The organism is Lactonifactor sp. BIOML-A5, from assembly GCF_009677585.1.
In the GTDB taxonomy this organism is placed as follows: Bacteria; Bacillota; Clostridia; order Lachnospirales; family Lachnospiraceae; genus Lactonifactor.
Genome location: NZ_WKYV01000002.1, coordinates 108,583 through 130,736, shown reverse-complemented (window position 1 = coordinate 130,736; position 22,154 = coordinate 108,583). Strand labels below are relative to the sequence as shown.

18 protein-coding genes are annotated in these 22,154 nt (G+C 48.3%); 16 read left to right on the top strand and 2 right to left on the bottom strand.

From position 1 onward, the window contains the following. Nucleotides 1-10: 10 nt before the first annotated feature. The 16 genes from GKG41_RS02085 (at nt 11) to GKG41_RS02010 (ending at nt 19,057) form a co-directional block, all read left to right on the top strand. The gene (locus GKG41_RS02085) at nt 11-1,495 is read left to right on the top strand and encodes a glycoside hydrolase family 32 protein (protein ID WP_154256761.1); all 1,485 of its coding nucleotides are present in this window, start codon (nt 11-13) and stop codon (nt 1,493-1,495) included. A gap of 339 nt (nt 1,496-1,834) precedes the next feature. Then, the gene (gene rfbF, locus GKG41_RS02080; RefSeq protein ID WP_154256759.1) at nt 1,835-2,611 is read left to right on the top strand and encodes a glucose-1-phosphate cytidylyltransferase; all 777 of its coding nucleotides are present in this window, start codon (nt 1,835-1,837) and stop codon (nt 2,609-2,611) included. Further along, on the top strand, nt 2,611-3,690 hold the full coding sequence (rfbG, locus tag GKG41_RS02075) for a CDP-glucose 4,6-dehydratase (protein ID WP_154256757.1): 1,080 nt from the start codon (nt 2,611-2,613) through the stop codon (nt 3,688-3,690). The genes rfbF and rfbG overlap by 1 nt, the downstream gene beginning before the upstream one ends. After that, nucleotides 3,675-5,036 (top strand): lipopolysaccharide biosynthesis protein RfbH, encoded by a 1,362-nt coding sequence (gene rfbH / locus GKG41_RS02070; protein ID WP_154256755.1) that lies wholly within the window; start codon nt 3,675-3,677, stop codon nt 5,034-5,036. The genes rfbG and rfbH overlap by 16 nt, the downstream gene beginning before the upstream one ends. Then, a complete protein-coding gene (locus GKG41_RS02065; RefSeq protein ID WP_154256753.1) occupies nt 5,026-6,339 on the top strand; it encodes a phenylacetate--CoA ligase family protein in 1,314 nt (437 codons plus the stop codon). The genes rfbH and GKG41_RS02065 overlap by 11 nt, the downstream gene beginning before the upstream one ends. A 25-nt stretch (nt 6,340-6,364) precedes the next feature. Further along, nucleotides 6,365-7,561 (top strand): hypothetical protein, encoded by a 1,197-nt coding sequence (locus GKG41_RS02060; RefSeq protein WP_154256751.1) that lies wholly within the window; start codon nt 6,365-6,367, stop codon nt 7,559-7,561. A gap of 2 nt (nt 7,562-7,563) precedes the next feature. After that, nucleotides 7,564-8,877: a phenylacetate--CoA ligase family protein gene (locus GKG41_RS02055; protein WP_154256749.1), complete on the top strand. Its 1,314-nt coding sequence runs from the start codon at nt 7,564-7,566 to the stop codon at nt 8,875-8,877. Nucleotides 8,878-8,889: 12 nt separating this feature from the next. Then, on the top strand, nt 8,890-10,731 hold the full coding sequence (locus GKG41_RS02050) for a thiamine pyrophosphate-binding protein (protein ID WP_154256747.1): 1,842 nt from the start codon (nt 8,890-8,892) through the stop codon (nt 10,729-10,731). Next, nucleotides 10,728-11,654 carry an NAD(P)-dependent oxidoreductase gene (locus GKG41_RS02045; RefSeq protein ID WP_154256745.1) on the top strand — a complete coding sequence of 309 codons (927 nt, stop codon included), beginning with the start codon at nt 10,728-10,730 and terminating at the stop codon, nt 11,652-11,654. Before GKG41_RS02050 ends, GKG41_RS02045 begins: the two co-directional genes overlap by 4 nt. Beyond that, complete coding sequence (locus GKG41_RS02040; protein WP_154256743.1) at nt 11,651-12,667, top strand: glycosyltransferase family 2 protein; 1,017 nt, start codon at nt 11,651-11,653, stop codon at nt 12,665-12,667. The genes GKG41_RS02045 and GKG41_RS02040 overlap by 4 nt, the downstream gene beginning before the upstream one ends. Beyond that, the gene (locus GKG41_RS02035; RefSeq protein ID WP_154256742.1) at nt 12,636-14,471 is read left to right on the top strand and encodes a hypothetical protein; all 1,836 of its coding nucleotides are present in this window, start codon (nt 12,636-12,638) and stop codon (nt 14,469-14,471) included. The genes GKG41_RS02040 and GKG41_RS02035 overlap by 32 nt, the downstream gene beginning before the upstream one ends. A 22-nt stretch (nt 14,472-14,493) precedes the next feature. After that, on the top strand, nt 14,494-15,249 hold the full coding sequence (locus GKG41_RS02030) for a creatininase (protein ID WP_154256740.1): 756 nt from the start codon (nt 14,494-14,496) through the stop codon (nt 15,247-15,249). Nucleotides 15,250-15,258: 9 nt separating this feature from the next. After that, nucleotides 15,259-15,945 carry a DUF6198 family protein gene (locus GKG41_RS02025; protein ID WP_154256738.1) on the top strand — a complete coding sequence of 229 codons (687 nt, stop codon included), beginning with the start codon at nt 15,259-15,261 and terminating at the stop codon, nt 15,943-15,945. A gap of 241 nt (nt 15,946-16,186) precedes the next feature. Next, nucleotides 16,187-17,254 carry a TRAP transporter substrate-binding protein gene (locus GKG41_RS02020; RefSeq protein ID WP_154256737.1) on the top strand — a complete coding sequence of 356 codons (1,068 nt, stop codon included), beginning with the start codon at nt 16,187-16,189 and terminating at the stop codon, nt 17,252-17,254. A gap of 13 nt (nt 17,255-17,267) precedes the next feature. Continuing rightward, the gene (locus tag GKG41_RS02015; RefSeq protein WP_154256735.1) at nt 17,268-17,774 is read left to right on the top strand and encodes a TRAP transporter small permease; all 507 of its coding nucleotides are present in this window, start codon (nt 17,268-17,270) and stop codon (nt 17,772-17,774) included. Next, nucleotides 17,774-19,057 carry a TRAP transporter large permease gene (locus GKG41_RS02010; protein WP_154256733.1) on the top strand — a complete coding sequence of 428 codons (1,284 nt, stop codon included), beginning with the start codon at nt 17,774-17,776 and terminating at the stop codon, nt 19,055-19,057. Before GKG41_RS02015 ends, GKG41_RS02010 begins: the two co-directional genes overlap by 1 nt. 135 nt (nt 19,058-19,192) lie before the next feature. On the opposite strand, the gene GKG41_RS02005 is transcribed toward GKG41_RS02010, so the two are convergent. Then, on the bottom strand, nt 19,193-20,503 hold the full coding sequence (locus tag GKG41_RS02005) for an MFS transporter (RefSeq protein WP_154256731.1): 1,311 nt from the start codon (nt 20,501-20,503) through the stop codon (nt 19,193-19,195). An 89-nt stretch (nt 20,504-20,592) separates the two neighbouring features. Continuing rightward, on the bottom strand, nt 20,593-22,017 hold the full coding sequence (locus tag GKG41_RS02000) for a trimethylamine methyltransferase family protein (protein ID WP_173015504.1): 1,425 nt from the start codon (nt 22,015-22,017) through the stop codon (nt 20,593-20,595). Between the last annotated feature and the right edge of the window lie 137 nt (nt 22,018-22,154).

The window sequence follows — 22,154 nt, the reverse complement described above, 5'->3', positions numbered from 1 at the left end:
GAGGAGTCTTATGTCTAGAGAACTGATGCAACAGAATATTGAGAAGGCCCAGCAGGAGATTGATGCAAAAAAGGAGATAGTTAAAAATGGTGAGATGCGTCAGCATTATCATTTTATGCCCCAGACGGGTTGGATGAATGATCCCAATGGACTGATCTATTATAAAGGAAAATATCATTTTTTCTTTCAGTATAATCCCTATTACGGATTCTGGGATTGTATGCACTGGGGGCATGCCGTAAGCGATGATATGCTGCATTGGGAGTATCTGCCGCTGGCATTGGCACCCTCTGAGGCTTATGACAATCATCTGCGGGGAGGCTGCTTTTCGGGAAGCGCGATCGAGCATGACGGGAAATTATTTCTGATGTTTACTGGCACGGCTAATAATGGAAATGGATTTGAACAGACACAGTGTATTGCCTATAGCGGGGATGGCATTCATTTTGAAAAGTATGAAGGGAATCCGGTACTGACTGCACCAGAGGGAGTACCTACCGACTTTTTCAGGGATCCCAAGGTCTGGAAACATGGGGATACGTATTATATGGTATGCGGAGCAAGCCGCAGCAATAGAGCACAGGCGCTTTTGTACCGCTCAAAGGATATGCTGCATTGGGAGTTCTTTAATGTTCTGGCTGAAAGCCGGGGCGAATGGGGCTATATGTGGGAGTGTCCGGATTTTTATCCTATTGGTGACAAATATGTACTTATGTTCTCACCAATGGGAGCAGGAGAGCGTACCGTTGTATATTTGGTGGGCGATTTTGACTATGAGACCGGTAAATTCGATTATCATGTGAATGGAGAAATTGACTGGGGGTTTGATTACTATGCACCGCAGTCATTTGAGGCCCCGGACGGACGCAGAATCATCGTCGGCTGGGCAAATGCGTGGGATTGGATGCCATTTTGGAAGGATTGGGGACCGACCTACCGGGAGGGATGGTGCGGCTCTTATAATATTCCAAGAGAGGTACGTCTTCTGGAAGATCATACGTTACAGTTTGTGCCGATCAGGGAAATTGAAACAATACGCACAGATGCATGGCAGCAGGAAGATATAGTAATAAAGCAAGAAAAAACTATAGTAAAAGCCGGAGACGGCGTATCCTTTGAGTGTAAGCTTAAGGTTGATCTTGAACAGACAGATGCGGAACAGTTGGAGATTGTGCTGCGCAGCGGAGAGGGAAAGCAGACAGTATGTACCTTTGATTTTATAAAAAGTAAAATGTCCGTGGACAGAAATAACTCAGATGGCTGGAGCAAGGGAGTGTCTGAGAGCACATTATATCTCCAGGATAAAAAAGAATTAGATATTCATATCTTATCAGACCAGAGCTCTGTTGAAGTTTTTGCCAATCAGTATCGGAATAATCATTCTTTAAATATTTATGCGGGCAGCACTCAAAATGAGACATATCTGTGCAGCTGCGGAGGAAAGACCGTTCTTAAGAAGATAGAAGCATATGGGTTAAAAGAGTGCAACCGATAGGAGAAGGTTATGCAGGAAAACCTGTATAGAGTCCTCAGCCGGAAGGTATGGAGTGGGCAGAGAATGCATTATGTGCATGCTCTGCCCATGCTCATTTCGCCGACTATATAACCTTGAGCTTCATAATATGCAAAACTATAATTAGGCATTTTACAGCAACACCCTGCTAATCCAGACGAAAAAAGAGATTAAAATGTATAAAATGCAAAAAACCTCTTCCTTTTTCTACAGAAAGTATTATATTATACTATTAGTTGTTTATTCCTCAAAGGCTAAAAAGGACTGCAGGAATGCAGAAGTGAATATAACAAAAGAAAAAGTATAAGACAGAGGTATCCTATGAAGGTTGTTATACTGGCTGGCGGGTTCGGTACGAGAATCAGCGAAGAAAGCCATCTAAAACCAAAGCCCATGGTGGAGATCGGGGAAAAGCCCATCCTGTGGCATATTATGAAATTATATTCCCATTATGGATTTGACGAATTTGTGATCTGCTGCGGCTATAAGCAGCACATGATAAAAGAGTGGTTTGCACACTATTTCCTGTACAACAGTGACGTGACCTTTGACTTGACACAGGGAAACAGAAGAATCATACATAATAACATTTCTGAACCGTGGAAAGTGACGGTAGTTGATACCGGACTGCGGACTATGACCGGCGGACGTATCAAACGGATCCGCGAGTATCTGAATGAGGAGACCTTTATGCTCACCTACGGGGACGGAGTTGCCGATGTGGATATCAGGAAGCTTCTCGCATATCACCAGTCCCACGGGAAGATGGCGACTATAACGTCTGCCCAGCCCAGCGGACGTTTCGGTGTGCTGGACATCCAGGACGACGGAAGTATCTCCAATTTTAAAGAAAAGAAAAAAGAGGATGAGGGCTGGATCAATGCCGGCTTTATGGTGCTGGAACCGGAGATTCTCAATTTAATTCAGGATGACGACACCATCTTTGAGAGATATCCCCTGGAGGAGGCAGCCAGAAGAGGCCAGCTGAATGCCTATAAGCATACCGGTTTCTGGCAGTGTATGGACACTTTGAGTGAAAAGGAAAAGCTGGAGCAGATGTGGCAGTCAGGCAGAGCTCCCTGGAAGGTGTGGAACTAATGGCAGATATAGAATTTTATCGGGGAAAAAGAGTGTTCGTGACCGGACATACAGGGTTTAAGGGAACCTGGCTTAGTAAGATACTGCTTGATGCAGGGGCCATTGTCACCGGATATGCGCTGGATCCCCCTACAGACCCCAGCCTGTTTGCTGTCAGCAAGATCGGCAGACAAATGCAGTCAGTTACCGGAGATATCAGGGATCTTCCCCTTCTCATGAAAACCGTGGAGGAGGCACGCCCGGAGATTGTCTTCCATCTGGCCGCACAGCCTATTGTGAGGGAATCCTATGTGAATCCCGTATCCACATACGGGACAAATGTAATGGGAACTGTCCACATTCTGGAGTGCGTAAGGAAGACAGGGTGTGTAAAATCATTTTTGAATATAACCACCGATAAGGTATACCGCAACCGGGAGTGGGAGTGGGGATATCGGGAGACAGATGAGCTGGACGGCTACGATCCCTATTCCAACAGCAAATCCTGCTCAGAACTGGTAACCCACAGCTACCGGCAGTCCTTCCTTGAGGAAGCCGGGATTCCCGTATCTACAGCCCGGGCAGGCAATGTTATAGGAGGAGGGGATTTTGCGCCGGACCGCATCCTTCCTGACTGTATCCGGGCAGCCAAAGAGAAAGAACCTATACTGGTTCGAAATCCCCGCTCCACCAGGCCGTATCAGCATGTGCTGGAGCCTTTGTCTGCTTATCTTTTGATTGCACAGAGGCAATACGGGGATCCCGGTCTTGCAGGGTGCTATAACGTAGGGCCGGAGGAGGGAGACTGCATTACCACAGGGCAGCTGGCCGATATTTTCTGCCGGTCCTGGGGAGAAGGGCAGACTTGGATAAACCAGTCTCAGGATGGCCCCCATGAGGCGAACTTTTTGAAGCTGGACTGCTCCAGAATCAAGAGGGAACTGGGATGGAAACCGGTATGGCATGTGCAGGAGGCCGTTGAAAAAACCGTGGCGTGGGCCAAGGCATACCTGGCGGGAGAGGATGCTGCTGCAGTGATGGAACAGCAGATAAAAGAATATTGGAAAAAGCAGGTGAAAGAATCATGTTTGAACAGATGACAGAGCAGCAGGCCAGGGACCAGATCCTGGAGATGGTCAGTGCCTACTGTGATACGTACCATAATAAAAAGAAGGACTATGTCCCCGGAGACAGGATTTCCTATGCCGCCAGAGTTTACGACCATGAAGAAATGGTGAATCTGGTGGACAGCGCTCTGGAATTTTGGCTTACCTCCGGAAGATACACAGAACAGTTTGAGAAGGAATTTGCCGGCTATCTGGGACTGCGCTTCTGTTCTCTGGTGAATTCAGGATCTTCCGCTAATCTGCTGGCCTTTATGGCCCTGACATCCCCTCTTTTGGGAGAACGTCAGATTCGGCCGGAGGATGAGGTAATCACAGTGGCCGCAGGATTCCCCACAACAGTGGCCCCTGTGGTACAGTACGGGGCAGTACCGGTTTTTGTGGATGTCACCATTCCCCAGTACAACATAGACGTGACCGGGCTTGAGGAAGCTCTCTCCAGCAGGACAAAGGCAGTGATGCTGGCCCATACCCTTGGGAATCCCTTTGACCTGAAGGCTGTGAAGGCATTCTGTGAAACACATAACCTGTGGCTTATCGAGGACAACTGCGATGCCCTTGGTTCGGTATATACGTGGAACGGCGGGAAGAGATTCACGGGAACCATAGGAGATATCGGTACTTCCAGCTTCTATCCGCCTCACCATATGACTATGGGAGAGGGCGGGGCGGTCTATACGGACAATCCCCTGCTCCATAAAATAATCCGTTCTCTCAGGGACTGGGGCAGAGACTGCAGCTGTCCCTCCGGAAAGGACAATCTCTGCGGACACCGGTTTGACCGTCAGTACGGGGAGCTGCCTCTGGGATACGATCACAAATATGTGTATTCTCACTTTGGATATAATCTGAAAGCTACGGACATGCAGGCAGCCATCGGCTGTGCCCAGCTGAAAAAATTCCCGGGTTTTGTGAAAAAAAGAATCCGCAACTTTGAATATCTGAGAGCGGGGCTGGCAGATGCGGAGGATAAGCTGATTCTGCCCAGAGCCTGTGAGGGTTCCGAACCCAGCTGGTTTGGGTTCCTCATGACCTGCAGGGAAGGGGTGGACAGAAATCGGGTAGTACCATTCATAGAGAAAAAGGGCGTGCAGACCAGAATGCTTTTTGCGGGCAATCTTGTGAAGCATCCCTGCTTTGATCATATGAGGGGCGCAGGTGCCGGGTACCGGATTCGGGGAAGCCTTGAGAATACAGACCGGATTATGCGGGATTCCTTCTGGATCGGCGTGTATCCCGGAATGACAGATGAAATGCTGGATTATATGATACAGACAGTAAAAGAGGCAGTGAACCAGGAGGGGATATCCAATGCTCATTGATGAAAAGCTGAGATGGTATGGCTTCTGGCTGCTGGATGCCGTAAAGGGCGGCAAGGTCAGGAAATACTATAATCAGATTCACAGGGGGTTCCGTGACGGTACTTCGCTGGAGGAGACTCGGGAAAAGCTTCAGAAGCTGATTGCCCACGCGGTAAGAACTACCGGGTATTATAAAGAGTACCCGGAAGATACTCCTCTGGAGCAGCTTCCTGTGGTTAACAAGGATACCTTCCGGGAACAATATGAAAAATTTCAGTCCTCTGTGTTTAGAGAGGCTTCCGATAACCGGATAATGTGTACCAGTGGTTCCACAGGGACGCCTCTTCGGATGATACAGAATAAGGACAAGATTGACCATAACACAGCGGGGGGAATTTTCCTCGGCGCAGTGGGAGGCTATTATATAGGAATGAAAGAGGCTTTCCTTAGGGTCTGGGTGAATAATGTGAAAAAGAGCAGGCTTCGCCTGCTTCAGGAAAACCTTATTATGATGGACAGCTCTAATCTGGACGATACCGCCCTTTCAGAGATGACAGATATCATCCGGAAAAAGAAGGTAAAGTGTCTGGTGGGCTATTCCTCCGCGCTGGGTGAGCTGAGCCGCTATATCGATGGGCATCAGATCCCCACAGAGAACTTTCAGGTAAAGGCTGTGATCCCCATCTCCGAGGCCCTGCCCAAAGCAGACCGGGAGGCTTTGCAAAGGCAGTTTTCCTGCCCGGTGCGGGCCTGGTACTCCAATGAAGAAAATGGAATTATGGGGATACAGAATAAAAAGGATGAGGGATACCACATCGACACGGAAAGCTATTATTATGAAATCCTGAAAATGGATTCGGACGAGCCCGCAGAGCCCGGGGAGTTGGGGCGTATTGTAATAACGGATTTGTATAATTATGCATTTCCCATCATACGGTATGACAATGGGGATACTGCCATTGCAAGGAAACGGGTGAAGGACGGAAGATATCAACTATTTCTTACGGAGCTTTACGGCAGAAGAAGCGACCTCATCTATGATTGTGAGGGCAGGCCGGTGACGCCTTATATTATTACCAATAATATGTGGGACGTCCGTGGGGTCCGTCAATTCCGCTTTATACAGATGGAAGAGACCGAATACACTCTGTGGCTGAACGGGAATAAGGACGAGATTGACGAGCCCCTGATACTGGGGAGAATCCAGCCCCATCTGGGGGAGAGAGCCAGAATCACTATAGAATATGTGGATGAGATTCCGGTGCTTCAGTCCGGCAAGAGAAAATATATCGAAAACCGCTGTGAAAAGTACCGGCGGCAATGAAGTACAGAAAGCAGGTAAATCACAAGTGAAAGTGGGGAGACAGAACAAAACAATTATAACCAATACCATGTATACCATGGGCGGAATGCTGTTGATGAACGGCGTTCTGCAGCTTGTGATCTATCCGTTGCTGAACCGTCAGATGGGGGCAGAGCAGCTGGGAAATCTCCTGTATATTATGGGGCTTGTCAGCATACTCTGCCCTTCTGTAGGCCAGTCACTGAATACCAGCCGTCTGGTGGTGAGAAGGGATTATCCGGTAACGAACGGAGATTATGACTGGACAATCCTGATCTTCGGTGTGGTGGGAAGTGCGGCGGCGCTGGGCTGCTCAGGGAAGGAACTGCACACTCCTTCTGCCTATCTAGCCACATTTCTATTGTTAATGATTACAATTTTTCGGTACTACGGGGATGTGGAATACCGCTTGAACCTGAACTACAAGAGGTACTTTATCTACTATCTGATGATTTCTCTGGGGTATCTGGGAGGTTTTTTTCTTTACCGCGCAAGCGGAAGCTGGTTTTTGATTTTCCTTGTGGGGGAATCTCTGGCCCTTTTGTATGTGGGGATCTCAGGTACCGTTTTCAGAGGATTTTTTTCCAGAAGCGCCAGCTTTTCCGTGGTGATACACCGGGGACTGTTCCTTACGCTATCTTATCTTATCACCAATACTACCCTGAATATGGATCGCCTGGTGCTGAACCGGCTGATGGGAAATGTGGCGGTTACGGAATATTACGTAGTTTCTTTAATCGGAAAAACCATGGTGCTGTTAATTGCGCCGGTGAATACTATTGTGATATCCTATCTGACAAAGCGCAGAGAGACCCTCACCAAGAAACAGTTCTTAAAAGGGGTGGCCGCCGGACTGGGAGTCAGTGCTCTGTTTTTTCTGTTCTGCGAGATTGCCACACCCATTTTTATCCGGCTGTTCTACGGGAATCTGTATGAATCCGTAAAAGGACTGATTATGGTTACCAATCTGACGCAGATTTTGGGACTGCTCTCGGCATTTTTATTTATACTTGTGCTGACCTTTACAGATGAGAGATGGCAGCTGTGGCTGCAGGCAGCACATTTTGTACTTCTGCTGGTACTGGCAGCTGCAGGGACGAAGGCATTTGGTATTCTTGGGTTTGCCTGGGCTTCTCTTGCGGCCAACTGCCTCAGGGTAGGGGCAGTAATACTACTGGGTGTGGCGAAAGCCAGGAAAGGATGAATATGCAGGTAGGTGAAGTATTGCGCCGGTGGGCGTTTTATGGTTTGGATGCCCTTCAGGGGGGAAAGCTGAACCGGCTAAAAGAAGTAAATAAACGAGAAATTGTCCAGGGGGTCACCCCGGAATATATTGACAGAAGAATAGAAAAGCTTCTGGATTATGCCAGGGAGAATTCTCCTTATTACAGAAAGTATAAGGGGGCAAAATGCCTTCAGGATTTCCCGGTGCTGAACAAGGGGGATTACCTGGAACATTATGAGGAGATTCCCTGTGAGGGATACCGGGATAAAGGGAAAATATATTCCCTGAGCACCAGCGGCTCTACGGGAACTCCCTTCACGGTCATATGCGACGGCGATAAAATGAACCGTGTAAATATGAACTTTATCTCCTGCATGGAACTGAATGGGTTCCGGATGGGGATGAAAAGGGGGGAGTTCCGGGTATGGATCCCGGGAAAGAATACCATCAGCAGGTGGAAATCATTTAAAAATAATCTGCTGATGATTGACATCTCCAATATGGGGGATGATGCCCTGGCCCGTATCTGCAGGCGGATCCGGAGAGAAAAGATACAGGTACTGGTGAGCTACTCCAGTGCGCTGACCGCGCTCTCCAGCTACATATCCCGCAATCAGATCGAGGTAAAGGATTGGAGTGTGGAAATGATCTTTGCCATGGGGGAGGCCCTTCCCTGGGATACGTATCACCTTCTCACAGAGGAGTTCGGTTTCTCTCCTGTCCGCTCTTACGGTAATAATGAAAATGGATTTATTGCCATTCAGCTGGGTGAGGAGAAGGGATACACCATAGATCTCTATAATTTTTATGTAGAAATATTGAAGCTGGACACCGATGAGCCAGCCTCTCCGGGGGAGCTGGGCCGGATTGTTGTCACAGATTATTATAATAAAATGTTTCCCATGATTCGGTATGATACAGGAGACACCGGGATTATGGAGCTGAAAACAGATAAAAAAGGAAGAGTACACGGCACACTCACGGAAATCTACGGCAGAAGAGGGTCTCTGCTCTTCAACTGCAAAGGGGAGCCGCTGTCCATACACGTATTTATGAATGTACTGATCCATCTGGAAGGCATTGTCCATCAGGCAAAATGCATCCAGTGGGACAGAACCCGGTATGAGCTGCTTCTAAATGCAGATCGTGAAAAGATAAAAGAAGAAGAAGTGGTAGGGCTGTACCGCAGATATCTGGGGGAGGAAGCAGACATCCGTGTAACCTACGTAGATGAGATACCCATACAGGCCTCAGGGAAGCGTATGGTATGCGAGAACCGCTGGAAAGAGAAATAGGAAGGCAGCAGTATGAAAAAGAAAGTATCCAATTACATTGCAGATTATATCTCCCAATGGGGAGTAAAGCATGTGTTTACCGTCACCGGAGGGGGTGCCATGCATTTAAACGATGCCTTCGGCCATCACCAGGAGCTGAAGTGCATCTATAACCACCATGAACAGGCTTCGGCCATGGCGGCGGAGGCATATGCCAGAGTGAATAACCGGTTAGCGGCCGTGTGCGTTACCTCAGGGCCGGGGGCAGTCAATGCCCTTACAGGTGTGCTGTGCGGCTGGATGGATTCCATTCCCATGCTGGTTCTGTCCGGTCAGGTGCGGTATGACACTACGGTGAGAAGTACGGGGCTGGGGCTCCGCAGTATGGGGGTGCAGGAATATGACATCGTGCAGTCAGCAGGCCCTATGACCAAATATGCGGTGATGGTGACGGACCCTCTCAGCATACGCTATCATCTGGAACGGGCTTTGTATCTGGCCGTTCACGGGCGTCCGGGGCCTGTGTGGCTGGATGTGCCTCTGAACGTTCAGGGTGCGGTCATAGAGACAGAGGAGCTGCTTCCCTACCACCCGGAAGAAGACGCCGGAGAGCTGCCCTGCGCCGTGCCGGAGGATACGGTGAAACAGATTCTGGAGAAGATAAAGACAGCTTCCCGCCCCGTATTGTTTGTGGGAAATGGGGTAAGGCTGTCCGGGGCAATCCGCGAATTCCATGTTCTGGCGGAACATCTGGGGATACCTGTAGTTACAGGAATGAGCAGCGTGGATGCCATGGAGACGGACCATCCTCTGTATACGGGGCGAAACGGGGGGACCGGGGACCGGGCGGGAAACTTTGCAGTCCAGAACTGTGATGTACTCCTCTCTCTGGGCAGCCGCCAGAGCTTTGTGCAGACTGGTTTCCAATATAAAAGCTGGGCCCGGGGTGCTTATACTATCTTAAATGATATTGACGGGGAGGAATTGAAAAAGCCCAATCTCCATGTCAGCCTTCCTGTATGCGGGGATGCCGCGGACCTGATACATAAGCTTCTGACGGAGGTGAGAGAGCGGGGATGTTCTCCCGGACACCCGTGGTTTTCCGGGGAAGAATGGAGGAAACAGTGCCTTGGTTGGAAAAAGAAATATCCGGTTGTGAAAGAGGAACATTACCAAGACCTGGAACCCGGATATACCAATATCTATGCCTTTTATCATGAGCTAACGGACCTGCTGGAGGAGGGAGCCCAGATGGTAGTGAGCGTGGGCACCGCCCGTGTGGCGGGAAGTCAGGCATCTGTCATCAAAAAGAACCAGAGGTTCATTACCAACCCCAATACGGCTTCTATGGGGTATGGCCTCCCTGCCGCCATCGGTGTCAGCGCTGCCGGGGGAAGGGAGACAATCTGTGTCACAGGGGAGGGAAGTCTGCAGATGAACCTTCAGGAGCTGCAGACCATTCTCCACAACCGGCTCCCTATACGGATCTTTGTCATTAATAACCAGGGGTATCACTCCATCCGGCAGACCCAGAGAAATTATTTTGGAGAGCCGCTGGTCGGAGTGGGAGAGGAAAGCGGGGATCTCAGTTTTCCGGAGCTGCGAAAACTGGCAGAGGCTTACGGATATCCCTACTGCAGCTGCAGATCCGGGAAGACTCTGAGAGAGGATTTGAAGGCCGCTCTGAGGGCAAAACCCCCCTGTATCTGCGAGGTATACGCAACAAAATATCAGAAGACAGAGCCAAAGACCGCTTCCCGGCAGCTTCCCGACGGCACCATGGTATCTGCGACGCTGGAGGACATGTATCCCTTCCTGGACCGGGAGGAGCTGAAAGATAATATGTACATCCCCCTGGAGGTGGAAGAATCGTGAAGAAAATTATAATAACCGGATCTACCAGTATGATAGGGGCAGCCCTTGTGCAGGAATGCCTGGCCCGGGGGCTGCTGGTCTACGCGGCGGTGCGGGAGGACTCCCCCAAGCTTTTTCGCCTTCCCCCTCATGAGCGGCTGAGGATCATCCACTGTCCCCTGGAAGAACTGGAGCGGCTGCCGGATCTCATCAAAGATTCCTGCGATACTTTTTATCATATTGCCTGGGGGAATACCGGTGCGTCCAGGGATAAAAGTGTACAGCTCCAAAGCAATAATATTCAGTACACCCTGGATGCGGTGCGGGCGGCAAAGACACTTGGGTGCCGCAGGTTTATCGGCGCGGGATCCCAGGCGGAATACGGAGTGCTGGATAGGGAACGGATCGGCCCCGGGGCCCCGGTCAGCCCCCAGACACCCTATGGAGTCAGCAAGCTGGCAGCGGGTAAGCTGGCATTTCTCCTTTGCCGGGAGCTGGGTATGGAATGTATCTGGCCCAGGATCTTCAGTGTATATGGAATCCATGACAAGGAAAGTTCTATGATCATGAGCAGTATAGAAAAATTCCTCGGAGGGCAGCCGGGAGAGTTTACCCCCGGAGAGCAGAGATGGGATTATCTGTACAGCAAGGACGCAGGCAGGGCGTATTATCTCATAGGAGAGAGGGGAAGAGACGGTGCCGTATACTGTGTGGGAAGCGGAAAAGCCCGTCTTTTAAAGGAATACATCTATGAGATGCGGGATGCAGCGGCACCCGGGGTACGTCCCGGCATAGGGAAACGTCCATATCCGCCGGGAGCTGTGATGAACCTCTGCGCAGATATCAGTACCCTTACAGAAGATGTGGGGTTTGTTCCTGAATATACCTTTGAGCGGGGGATTAAGGAAACAGTAGAGTGGTTTAAGGAGAAAAATGTAAAATGAAGAAGAAAATATCCGTGATTATTCCAACGTACAATGAAGAGAAGAATGTAAAGCCTCTGGCAGCGGCTATAACAGAAGTCTTTACCCGGAAGCTCTCCCGATACGACTATGAAATTATATTCATAGATAATCACTCTCAGGATCAGACCCAAAACTATCTTCGGGATCTGTGCAGAGAAAATAAAAAAATAAAGGCGATCTTCAACACAAAAAACTTCGGACAGATGCGCTCGCCTGTATATGGTCTGAAACAGACCACCGGGGACTGTGCCATCCGAATGTGTGCGGATTTCCAGGACCCCGTGGAAATGATTGAAAAGTTTGTGCAGGAATGGGAAAACGGGCATAAGATTGTAATAGGCATTAAGAAATCCAGCAAGGAGAGGCGCATTATGTATGCTATCCGGGCCTGCTACTATAAACTGGTAAAACGGATCACAGATATTGATCATATTGAACAGTTTACCGGCTTTGGCCTCTATGATAAATCCTTTGTGGACGTGGTGAGGCAGCTCCACGATCCCATGCCGTATCTGAGAGGGATTATCGCGGAACTGGGGTATGACTATAAAGCCATTCCCTATGAGCAGCAGAAGAGAAAGGCAGGAAAAAGTAAAAACAATTTTTACAGCCTGTATGACTACGCCATGGTGGGGATTACTTCCTACTCCAAAGTTGTGATGCGTATGGCTACTTTTCTGGGCTTTTTGGTGGCCGGACTGAGTTTTTTGGCCGGTCTCTTCTACTTTATTATGAAATTAATCTACTGGGACAGGTTTTCCGCAGGAGTTGCCCCTATGCTTATTGGAGTATTCTTTCTGGGTGCCCTTCAGTTATTTTTTATAGGTTTTCTTGGGGAATATGTACTCAGCATTAATACCAGGGTGCTGGACAGGCCGCTGGTAGTAGAGGAGGAAAGAATTAATTTTGAGGACGGAACTTCCGGTTCCGAAGAAGAAGCGTTAGTTGAGGAGAAGAATTGTGAAGAAGAAAGACAGAGAGACGCTGTTTAGCAGGTGGAAGGGACTTCCCCTGCTGAAAAGCGAAGAAATAAGCAAATTAGATATTATAGTCACTATTGCGGTGCTGGCTTTTTTGTACATTGCCTTTGTGCACGGGGATATCAGAGTGACAGGAAACCGTTCCTTCCTGCTCTATAAGCATCCATTTGACTTTTATAAGGCAAGCTTTGAGCAATCCGGAAATTTTTATGCCAATTACATGCCCAGTACGTTCATTGCGTTTGCTGTGTGGAACCTGCCTCTCTATTTACTGAAGGGGGCCCCTGCGGACAATACCGTGAATTCCTTTGTGAGCAACATGTGGTATAAGCTCCTTCCGGTGCTTCTGTATTTTATTACAGCGCATGTAATCTATAAAATCGCACTGCTCCTGGGATTTGGGGAGAAAAAAGCAAGACTCTGTAAGTATGCGTTTATCATTTTCCCCATTGGGGTGTACAGCCAGTTTATCTTCAGCCAGTACGACATCTTTACTGTATTTTTTGTGGTAGTGGGCTTATACTTTTACTTTAAGGGTGAAAAGTGGGATATGCTGAAGTTTGCCCTTGCCTTCGGAATGGCTGCCACCTTCAAGTATCAGGCCCTCGCCTATTTTCTGATTCTGCTGGTTCTGAAAGAGAAGAAAATCCGGAATATCATAAAGTATGCCGTTCCTGCCCTGGCTCCACTGGCTGCGGAAGTACTGCCAAACTGGAGTTCCCCTTACTTCCACAGGAGTGTTCTGGGATTTGGGGCTCTTGACTTCGTAGACAATGGTTTTGATGTTGGGTTCATCTCAGGGATTAACCTGATGATGGCGATGGCGGCCTTCCTTCTGGTCTGGGCGTATCAGAGAAAAACCACAGCTCCCGGAGAACTTCAGTCCTGGGCGCTTTTTCTCACCACAGGGATGAGTTTTACCCTGTTCGGACTGGCAAACTGGAACCCTCAGTGGCTTCTGCTGATTGTTCCCTTCCTGCTGCTCAGCATCTTCCGGAATAAAAACGGCAATCTTTTTGTTATGATTACTAATATTCTTATGGCAGCCATGTATATATTCATGAGTCATTCCCTGGTAGGCGCCGGTGTGCTGACAGGGGGAATCTTTAAATATCTGATAAAAGGGCGGCAATTTGCCACAAGTATGTGGGATATCTATGGATTTCATGATGAGACGCTTCTGGCCACGGCCATCTGGGTTGTCCTGCTGGCATATTTTGTCTTTAACCATCCCAGATTTCACACCAATCAGAGAACTGAGGTATCCAGAGGACTTCTGAACCAGCTCCGCGCCGCATTTGCGGTGGGTGTTCTGGCTTTCGCGGTACCGGCCTTCCTCTGCCTGGCCAGTGTGGTGAGAGGGGAAGTGATCTTCAAGGATAACTCTTCCACCGAACTGGCGGAGTGTGTGGAGGTGGATGTGAGTGAAGACTCCAGCGTCCGGCAGCTGTTCTATGCCGACGGCAATACACTGACAGATATCCAGATGAAAATGTGCCTGCATTACCGGATAAACGATTCGTACATGAACGTAGTGGTGCGCAGCCATGAAAATGGAACGGTAGTATATGAAGGACAGGTAGATACGCTTCCCTTTACCAGTGAGGATGCTCTGTATTCTGTGATTGAGGGGCCAGTGGAGGTGGAAAAAGGGCAGCTGTATGAGCTGGAGCTTACCAGTCCCGCAGTGGAGATCGGGTGTATCTCAGGCTACTATAAGGAGGCAGGGGAGGATGAGACCGAAGTGGCCCTGGATGAAAACGGAAACCCCACGGATCAGCAGCTGATTATGAAAATACGGGGGATTGACAAATAGGAAAGGATTGGGGGAAAAAGCTATGACATATCGTATGGAAGAAATGACCTGGCCGGAATTTGCGGCGAAAAAGGACAGGGTAGTCATCCTGCCGGTTGGGGCTGTGGAACAGCATGCCCTGCATCTGCCTATCTGCACGGACGCAGTGATTGCAGAGCAGTTTGCCCTGCGGCTGGCAGAAAAAATAGACGGTGTGGTGATGCCGCCCTTGTCTTATGGGTATAAGTCAAAACCGCTGAGCGGGGGAGGACCCTTATTTCCGGGGACTATTGACTTAAATGGCGAGACCGTAATTCGCCTGGTTTATGATGTGCTGATGGAGCTGGTCAGAGACGGATTTACAAAAATTTTTATTATGAACGCCCATTTCGAAAATGAGGCTTTTCTTGTAGAGGCAATGGATCTTGTCAACAGAGATACCAAGGGAGCTGCCTTGCTTGTGGAATCTAACTGGTGGGATCCTCTGTCCGAGGAAGTGATCGAAAAGATATTTGACCAGGTACCGTTTCCTGGCTGGGCATTTGAACATGCGGCGGTGACAGAGACTTCCCTGATGATGTATTTTGCGCCTCAGCTCTGCCATTTGGAGCGGATGACGGAGGCGGAGCCGGCAGAGGCACTGCCCTATTTCAGGTACCCTCTGAAAAAGGGGGATGTCCCGGAGACAGGTGCTCTGGCCAGTGCCTATTCCTCATCATCGGAAAAAGGAGAGCAGATCGTAGCGGCTGTGATACCGGAACTGGTAAATATCTGCCTTAAAGAAATGCCCGGGGATTGAGGGGGATAAATGGAAAAGAGAGAACTAATAAAACGTTATTTATTTTTCCTGGCAGGTCTGTTCTTCGCTTCACTGGGCGTAAGCTGTATTACAAAGGCGGATCTGGGAACCTCTCCTATCTCCAGCATTCCATACGTTTTAAGCCTGGGGTTTACCCCTACCATAGGTCAGTTTACCATTGTCCTGAGTATCCTGCTCATATTGGGACAAATGCTGATTCTTAAGAGGGATTTTAAAAAATATCAGCTTCTGCAGATACCGGTTTCTGTTTTATTCGGGTATTTCATTGATATAACTATGATCTTTCTGAGATGGGTCCACCCTGAGGTGTATTACATGAAGCTGCTGTTTCTTCTGTGCGGCTGCGTGATACTGGGGTTCGGCGTATTTATGGAGGTGCTGGCAGATGTGGTAATGCTGCCGGGGGAAGCTTTTGTAAATGCGGTCTCCACAGTGTATCACAGAGAATTCGGCAGTACAAAGGTGGCCTTTGACGCCTCCATGACTGTCATCGCCGGAGGGATCTCGGCTGTGATGTTTCATGGTATTCAAGGGGTCAGAGAGGGCACCATAGCGGCGGCGGTAGTCGTGGGGATGATCGCCAGATTTTTTCTTAGAAAGCTTGGCTTCATGGAAAATATGCTGAGGACGGTGAAGAAAGAGGCGGATAAGAAAGAGAAAATTACAGTAGGATAGCTGCAGCAGCGGTACAGTTTGATATGAAACTGTGCCGCTGCTTTTTTGCGCTTTTTATTTTTGCATCGTTAGACTCCAGGTGTTAAGATTCTGTGAGGATCCAGTAAATCCCAACACAACAGCAAAAATATCATTTATAATAGTAAAACCAAAGACGTTAAACGTTGGATGTATTTGCCTATGATTAACCATAAAAACATAGGCACCAATTAAAATCCAAAAAAAGAGAAGGAGAGAGCGCATGAAAAAACGAGTGATTGCAGCATTAGTAGCAGTAACATTGGCAGGCACATTGACGGCCTGCGGCGGGGGAGGCGCAGGTGCCTCCAATGAAACAGGAACTGCAAAGACTACGGCAGCCGGCAGCGGGTCAGAGGATACCATGCTGGGATCTGAGAGTGCAGCAGTGCACCTGAAGGCAGGTACGACCACAGCCCCTGAGGGACACTACGTAAAGGGCCTGCAGGAGATGCAGAAATTACTGGAGGAGTACAGCCACGGGGAGATGACTATTGATATTTATCCCAACTCTCAGCTGGGAAATGAACGTGACATGATGGAAAATGTAGGCATGGGAGTACAGGAGATGTGTCTGATATCTACAGGCCCCATTCCGAACTTTGTCCCTGATTTTGCTGTACTGGACCTGCCGTATCTGTTTGAGGATGCCCGGCAGGCATATAAAGTACTGGACGGTGAAGTGGGCGCCTCCCTTTTGGAAGAACTGGAGGGTCAGGGAATCAAGGGAGTGGGCTTTTGGGAAAACGGGTTCCGTGAAGTAACAAACGACAAAAAAGAAATTGTTGCACCGGAAGACTTGAAGGGTATGAAAATCCGGACCATGGAGAACAACGTACATATGGCCACCTATAAGGAGCTTGGGGCTACGGCAACTCCTATGGCGTGGAGTGAAATCTTCACCGCTCTTCAGCAGGGGACGGTGGACGGACAGGAGAACCCCATTGCCATTATTGAGTCTGCAAAAGTGTATGAGGTCCAGAAATACGTCTCTATGATTGACCTATTCTATTCTCCATGTGTACTGATGATTGCTCAAAGCACCTATGACAGCTTTACCGATGCACAGAAGGAGGCATTTGATAAGGCAGCCGAGGAGGCCAAAACGTATCAGAGGGAATACAGTGCAGGCTATACAGACGAGGCTGTCCAGAAGATGAAGGATGCCGGCGTTACAGTGACAGATGTAGATAAAGCCCAATGGAAGGAAGCGGCAGCCGGTGTCTACGATGAGCTTGACAGCTTAGGGCTGAATAAGGAACTGGTAGAGAAAATTCAAGCATGCAAATAATGAGGTGAGCGTTATGAAAAAATTTTTTGATGGCCTGAAGAGGGCGGAAGAAGTATTGCTGGTTATCTTAATGGTAATTATGTGTGTGGTTATTTTTGTGGCAACCGTAGCCCGTTTCAGCGGATTATTTATTATACCCTGGGCAGAAGAGCTTGCCAGGTACTGTATGATATGGGTTATCTTTTTAGGGATCGGTGTGGCTGCGTGCAATGGGGAACACTTCTGCGTGGAAGCTTTGGAACTGTTTTGCAGCAAAAGGATACTGAATATTATTTATGTGGTGAATTCTGTCCTGGTTCTGGGATTCTGCGTGTTCGCCTCCTGCTATGGGTTCCGGATACTGGAGTCACAGATGGCAAGCGGGCAGATCACCCCCAGTCTCAGATGGCCCATGTGGATGATGTATCTGGCAATTCCCCTGGGACTGCTCCTTATGGCAGTATGCTATGGATACCACACGTATGAAAGAGTAACCGGTAAATTAGAACTTAAAGAAGAAGAAAAGAAGGAGACGGAATAATGATTATAGGAATGTTGTTCGGAATTTTATTTGTTGTGCTGTTTCTGGGAGTTCCCATTGCTGTCTGCCTTGGAATCTCAGTGTGCGTGGCAATCGTAGCCAGCGGGAATATGAATCTTCTGCCGGCAGTTCCCCAGAGAATGTTTACACAGGCTGATAACTTTACCCTCATGGCGGTTCCTTTCTTTATCCTGGCCGGCAATATCATGGAAAAGGGCGGAATCTCTAAAAGGCTCATTGACTTTATTGAAATTTTAATGAGAAGGGTGCCGGGGCGCCTGTCCTGCATTACGGTTGCTGCCTCTGCGTTTTTCGGGGCTATCTCAGGCTCCAACCCGGCAACGGTTGCTGCCATCGGGGGGATTACGATTCCCCGTATGAAGGAAAAAGGATATCCGGATGATGTGGCGGCAGGTGTAGCTGCTTCGGCCGGTACACTTGGTGTAGTCATTCCTCCCAGTATCCCTATGGTAACCTATGCAGTAACTGCTTCGGTATCTGTCGGTACTATGTTTATCGCAGGTATTATTCCGGGACTGCTGCTGGCAGTGGTACTGATTGCCACTAATATTTTTCTTTGCCGCAGGTATGATGCTGCAGAGACGGGAAAGGTTACACTGAAAGTATTCCTCTACTCTTTTAAAGAAGCATTACTGGCGATTTTTATGCCTGTAATCATCCTGGGAGGAATCTACGGGGGATTATTTACCCCGACAGAGGCTGCCGCAGTTGCCTGTGTGTACGCATTTCTTATCAGTGTATTTGTATATAAGGAATTAAATATAAAAGATATCTATGCAATCTTTAAAAAATCAACAGTAAGCTCCGCAGTGGTACTGTTTGTGGTCAGTATGTCTGCGCCTTTCGGGTGGTTTATGACAAACCAGAATATCCCTACGTTTATTGCGTCCAGTGTACTGGGCCTGTTCACCAATAAAGTGGCTCTGCTGCTGATGATTAACGTGATTCTTCTGTTTTTGGGATGCTTCCTGGAAACCCAGGCCATTATCCTGCTGGTAACGCCCATTCTTCTGCCGATTGCAGCATCTCTGGGATTATCACCAATTGCGCTGGGTATCATCATTATTATTAATACATCTATCGGTATGATAACCCCGCCTATGGCAGTCAATCTGTTTGTTGCTTCCGGGATTGCTGACACCAGTATTGGCAAGATCAGCAAACGGATTGTTCCGTATCTCTGTGCTGAAGTAGCTGCCTTACTGGTCATGACCTTTATTCCGGGGATTATTACCTGGCTGCCCGGGGTATTTGGGGTATAAAATATAAGCATGTTTGTGCTATCCAGTTCCGGTGTACACTTCACAGGAGTATGGCCGGGACATAATCCTTTTTATAGACATCTGAAGCAATAACGGGGGAAGTATTTCCCCCGTTATTGTACTGTACGGACAGTGCTATGACCTGCGGCCAGACTTCTTTTTCAGACTATTTGCATAACGTGTGGTAATGATGGCAGTTATCACACCCAGTACGCCGCATCCTATGGTCCAGTACCAAATAAGATCATAACCGTGGTTTCCATAAGTATCCAGCCAGATTCCCGCAACCTTTGCGAAGTATACATCAGGGAGATAGCAGATGAGGGAGACTACCCCTGTGGCAACGCCGTTCAGTGCCAGGGGGATGCCCACTTCACTTAAAGTGGCAAAATAAACGCCCCGCATGCCTGTGTATATAATTGCAAAACCAAAGGATATTACAATTCCTAAGGTTAAAGAATTCTTTGTCAAAAGCATGGCAGCTACAAAAATACTTGCTATTGCCAGATAGTATCCCAGGGTTTTTACCTTAAATCCAATTTTATCTGCAATAAAGCCAATGGCCAGAGTGGAAAGGCCGGCTATAATATAATTTCTGACGATGGCAAAGGAGCTTGCCGTGGTCTGGGAGACGCCCAAAACATTTACAGTAAACGCGCCTAAATATCCGGAACCGGCGGCTGTAAATGAATAGCAGAAAAAGATGAGAAGAGAAACCAGCCATGTGCCGGGCATTTTCAATATGATTACTGCATTTTTGAACGTGAGTTTTTCCTGGGCAGTTTCCCCTTCCACCTCCGCCCCTATGAGATTATTGGGAAGAAGGAAAAATACCAGCGCCCCAAGAACAAAAAAGGCTATTCCGCAAAAGAACATAGCATTTTTCCACTGGGCGGCGAGTACATTCAGGTCGGTTTCCCCGCCCGGCATAATGGCCCTGTTCAGGAGTCCTACAGCCAGGAACCCCAGAATCGTTCCCCAGATGGCGCGGACAAATTCCGACATGGAGAACATCCTTCCCTGTTCTTTCGCGTTTCCGAGTTTGCGCACTGTTTTCAAATATGCGCTCCAGATGAGGATGCTGGTACCAATTCCATAAAAGAAGTGGATAAATTGAAGGGAGTAGCCGCCCGGTACAAGACCATACCAGAAGGAGCATACGCCCATAAGAACTGCGCCGAGAATCATCAGCCATTTTTCGCTGAACTTATCCGCAAGATAACCGCCGATGGGATATCCCACGGTACAGACAACTCCCAGGACAAGAGTACAGTCTCCAATAAACTCATTGACATTGGATGGCTTTGCAATTTGTTTATATTCTGAAAAAAGCAGGACCATCTGGTCATAATAATTAAAACGGAGATAAGGTACATATACCATGATACCGGATAATAAAGAGACAATTACCAGCGTCAGCCACCGTTTTTTTCCTGTTAACACCATATCCTACCGCCTCCTTTTCTTTATTCATCCCTTGCATATGACTCCGGATGAGTCTGCCCCGGTGAGAGGAGGCAGACTCATCTGACTGCTTATAATGCTTCGATTTTATCCAGCAGCGCAGGGTCCACGCCTCTTGCAAGGAGGACTGCTCTCATTTTTTCCAGTACTGCAGGATCGTTATCCGGCATTTTATATTTTTCAAGAGATGCGGCAATTGCTTTATCAATGTTTATACCAAACTGATTCTTGGGATCCGAACAGGGACCGCTGACGCTGAGGAATGGATCCAGGGGTTCTTCCCTGCAGTAATCCAGAGTGTGCTCTTCGGTCAGATACTGCCCGCTCTGCCCCTGAGAGATCATAAGTTCAAGAGGGATTCTGTCTCCGTCGGATTCAATGTCTTTCAAATACCTTTTGACATAGTCAATAACCTGGAAATCAAGCATCAGTTTCTCAAAGGAGATGCAGTTGTATCCGTCCAGAATACCTGCCGCGTGTACGATAAGATTCATCTCGCTCTGGCTGCACACCATAAAGGTCAGCATGGATTCGTAACCGGCCTGGGCGTCCACAACCTTTGCATCGCTGACACTGCCGCCGCCTCTGCAGGGCAGACCGTAGTATTTGGCCAGCTTGGCGGCATATTTATAGGCAATGGCGCCTTCGGGGGAGCCGCTTGTAATCGCGCCGTTTCTGAGGTTGGAGCCTGTTGACTGGGAACCGTAGATAACCGGAGTGCCCGGACGAATCATTTCAGCCAGGGCAATGGTACATAAAACTTCTGCGTTTGTCAGCGTCATCATACCCGCCAGAGTAATCGGTGCCGTTGTTCCGGCCATATCACAGGCAGCGACAATAATGGGCTGCCCGTATTTTACAAACGTCATCAAGGTTTCTGTCATACCTTCTGCAAACTGCAGAGGGGTGTTGACATTTACTATGGTAGTAAACCTTGGGTAGGCAATCAGGTCTTCCTCAGAACCATATGCTGCCTTCGCCATCTCAAACATTGCCTCCAGCTGCTCCCGCTTGCCGGAACCGGCAAACATACACTTATCGGAATGGGTGAAGGCGGCATAGAACATCAGCAAGGTAGCATTGTCAACAGGGACATCGTCCGGCATACAGATAATGCCCCCATTCATATCAAAGTTCTGATTCATATGAAACAGTTTTGTAAACTTGACGTAATCTTCAATGGTAGCGTCGCGGGTTTTTCCGTCCTGATCAGAGATAAAAGGTGAGCCATATGCAGGAGCACAGTTCACGCGATCACCTCCGATTACCATATCGTACTTGGGGTTACGGGCATAAATCTTAAAGGTGGCAGGAGCTTTCCTCACCCAGTACATCAGCTGCTCTTCGGTAAAATGAGCTACATTCCCCTCCATACGAATACCGTGTGCTTTCAAAATTTCTACAGCTTCAGGATGATGAAATTTCATGCCCGCTTTTTCTACCAGTTCCATAGTTGCCTCATGAATTCTTTGAATGTTAATTCTTTCTTTTGTCATAGCAGATCCTCCTATCATTCCTATTTGACCGATACGGAAATCGCGATTCAAATTTATGTGTAATCGCGATTATTAATTGTTATTTAGAACATATCATATGGCTTAGAAGATGTCAATATTGAAATTGAAAAAATGAA

Coding starts and splice junctions, on each gene's coding strand:
- GKG41_RS02065 (WP_154256753.1), top strand. CDS start 5,026: ATGCTCATTGATGAAAAGCTGAGATGGTATGGCTTCTGGCTGCTGGAT.
- GKG41_RS02025 (WP_154256738.1), top strand. CDS start 15,259: ATGGAAAAGAGAGAACTAATAAAACGTTATTTATTTTTCCTGGCAGGT.
- GKG41_RS02020 (WP_154256737.1), top strand. CDS start 16,187: ATGAAAAAACGAGTGATTGCAGCATTAGTAGCAGTAACATTGGCAGGC.
- GKG41_RS02055 (WP_154256749.1), top strand. CDS start 7,564: ATGCAGGTAGGTGAAGTATTGCGCCGGTGGGCGTTTTATGGTTTGGAT.
- GKG41_RS02015 (WP_154256735.1), top strand. CDS start 17,268: ATGAAAAAATTTTTTGATGGCCTGAAGAGGGCGGAAGAAGTATTGCTG.
- GKG41_RS02085 (WP_154256761.1), top strand. CDS start 11: ATGTCTAGAGAACTGATGCAACAGAATATTGAGAAGGCCCAGCAGGAG.
- GKG41_RS02005 (WP_154256731.1), bottom strand. CDS start 20,503: ATGGTGTTAACAGGAAAAAAACGGTGGCTGACGCTGGTAATTGTCTCT.
- GKG41_RS02010 (WP_154256733.1), top strand. CDS start 17,774: ATGATTATAGGAATGTTGTTCGGAATTTTATTTGTTGTGCTGTTTCTG.
- GKG41_RS02040 (WP_154256743.1), top strand. CDS start 11,651: ATGAAGAAGAAAATATCCGTGATTATTCCAACGTACAATGAAGAGAAG.
- GKG41_RS02030 (WP_154256740.1), top strand. CDS start 14,494: ATGACATATCGTATGGAAGAAATGACCTGGCCGGAATTTGCGGCGAAA.
- rfbH (WP_154256755.1), top strand. CDS start 3,675: ATGTTTGAACAGATGACAGAGCAGCAGGCCAGGGACCAGATCCTGGAG.
- rfbG (WP_154256757.1), top strand. CDS start 2,611: ATGGCAGATATAGAATTTTATCGGGGAAAAAGAGTGTTCGTGACCGGA.
- GKG41_RS02050 (WP_154256747.1), top strand. CDS start 8,890: ATGAAAAAGAAAGTATCCAATTACATTGCAGATTATATCTCCCAATGG.
- GKG41_RS02000 (WP_173015504.1), bottom strand. CDS start 22,017: ATGACAAAAGAAAGAATTAACATTCAAAGAATTCATGAGGCAACTATG.
- rfbF (WP_154256759.1), top strand. CDS start 1,835: ATGAAGGTTGTTATACTGGCTGGCGGGTTCGGTACGAGAATCAGCGAA.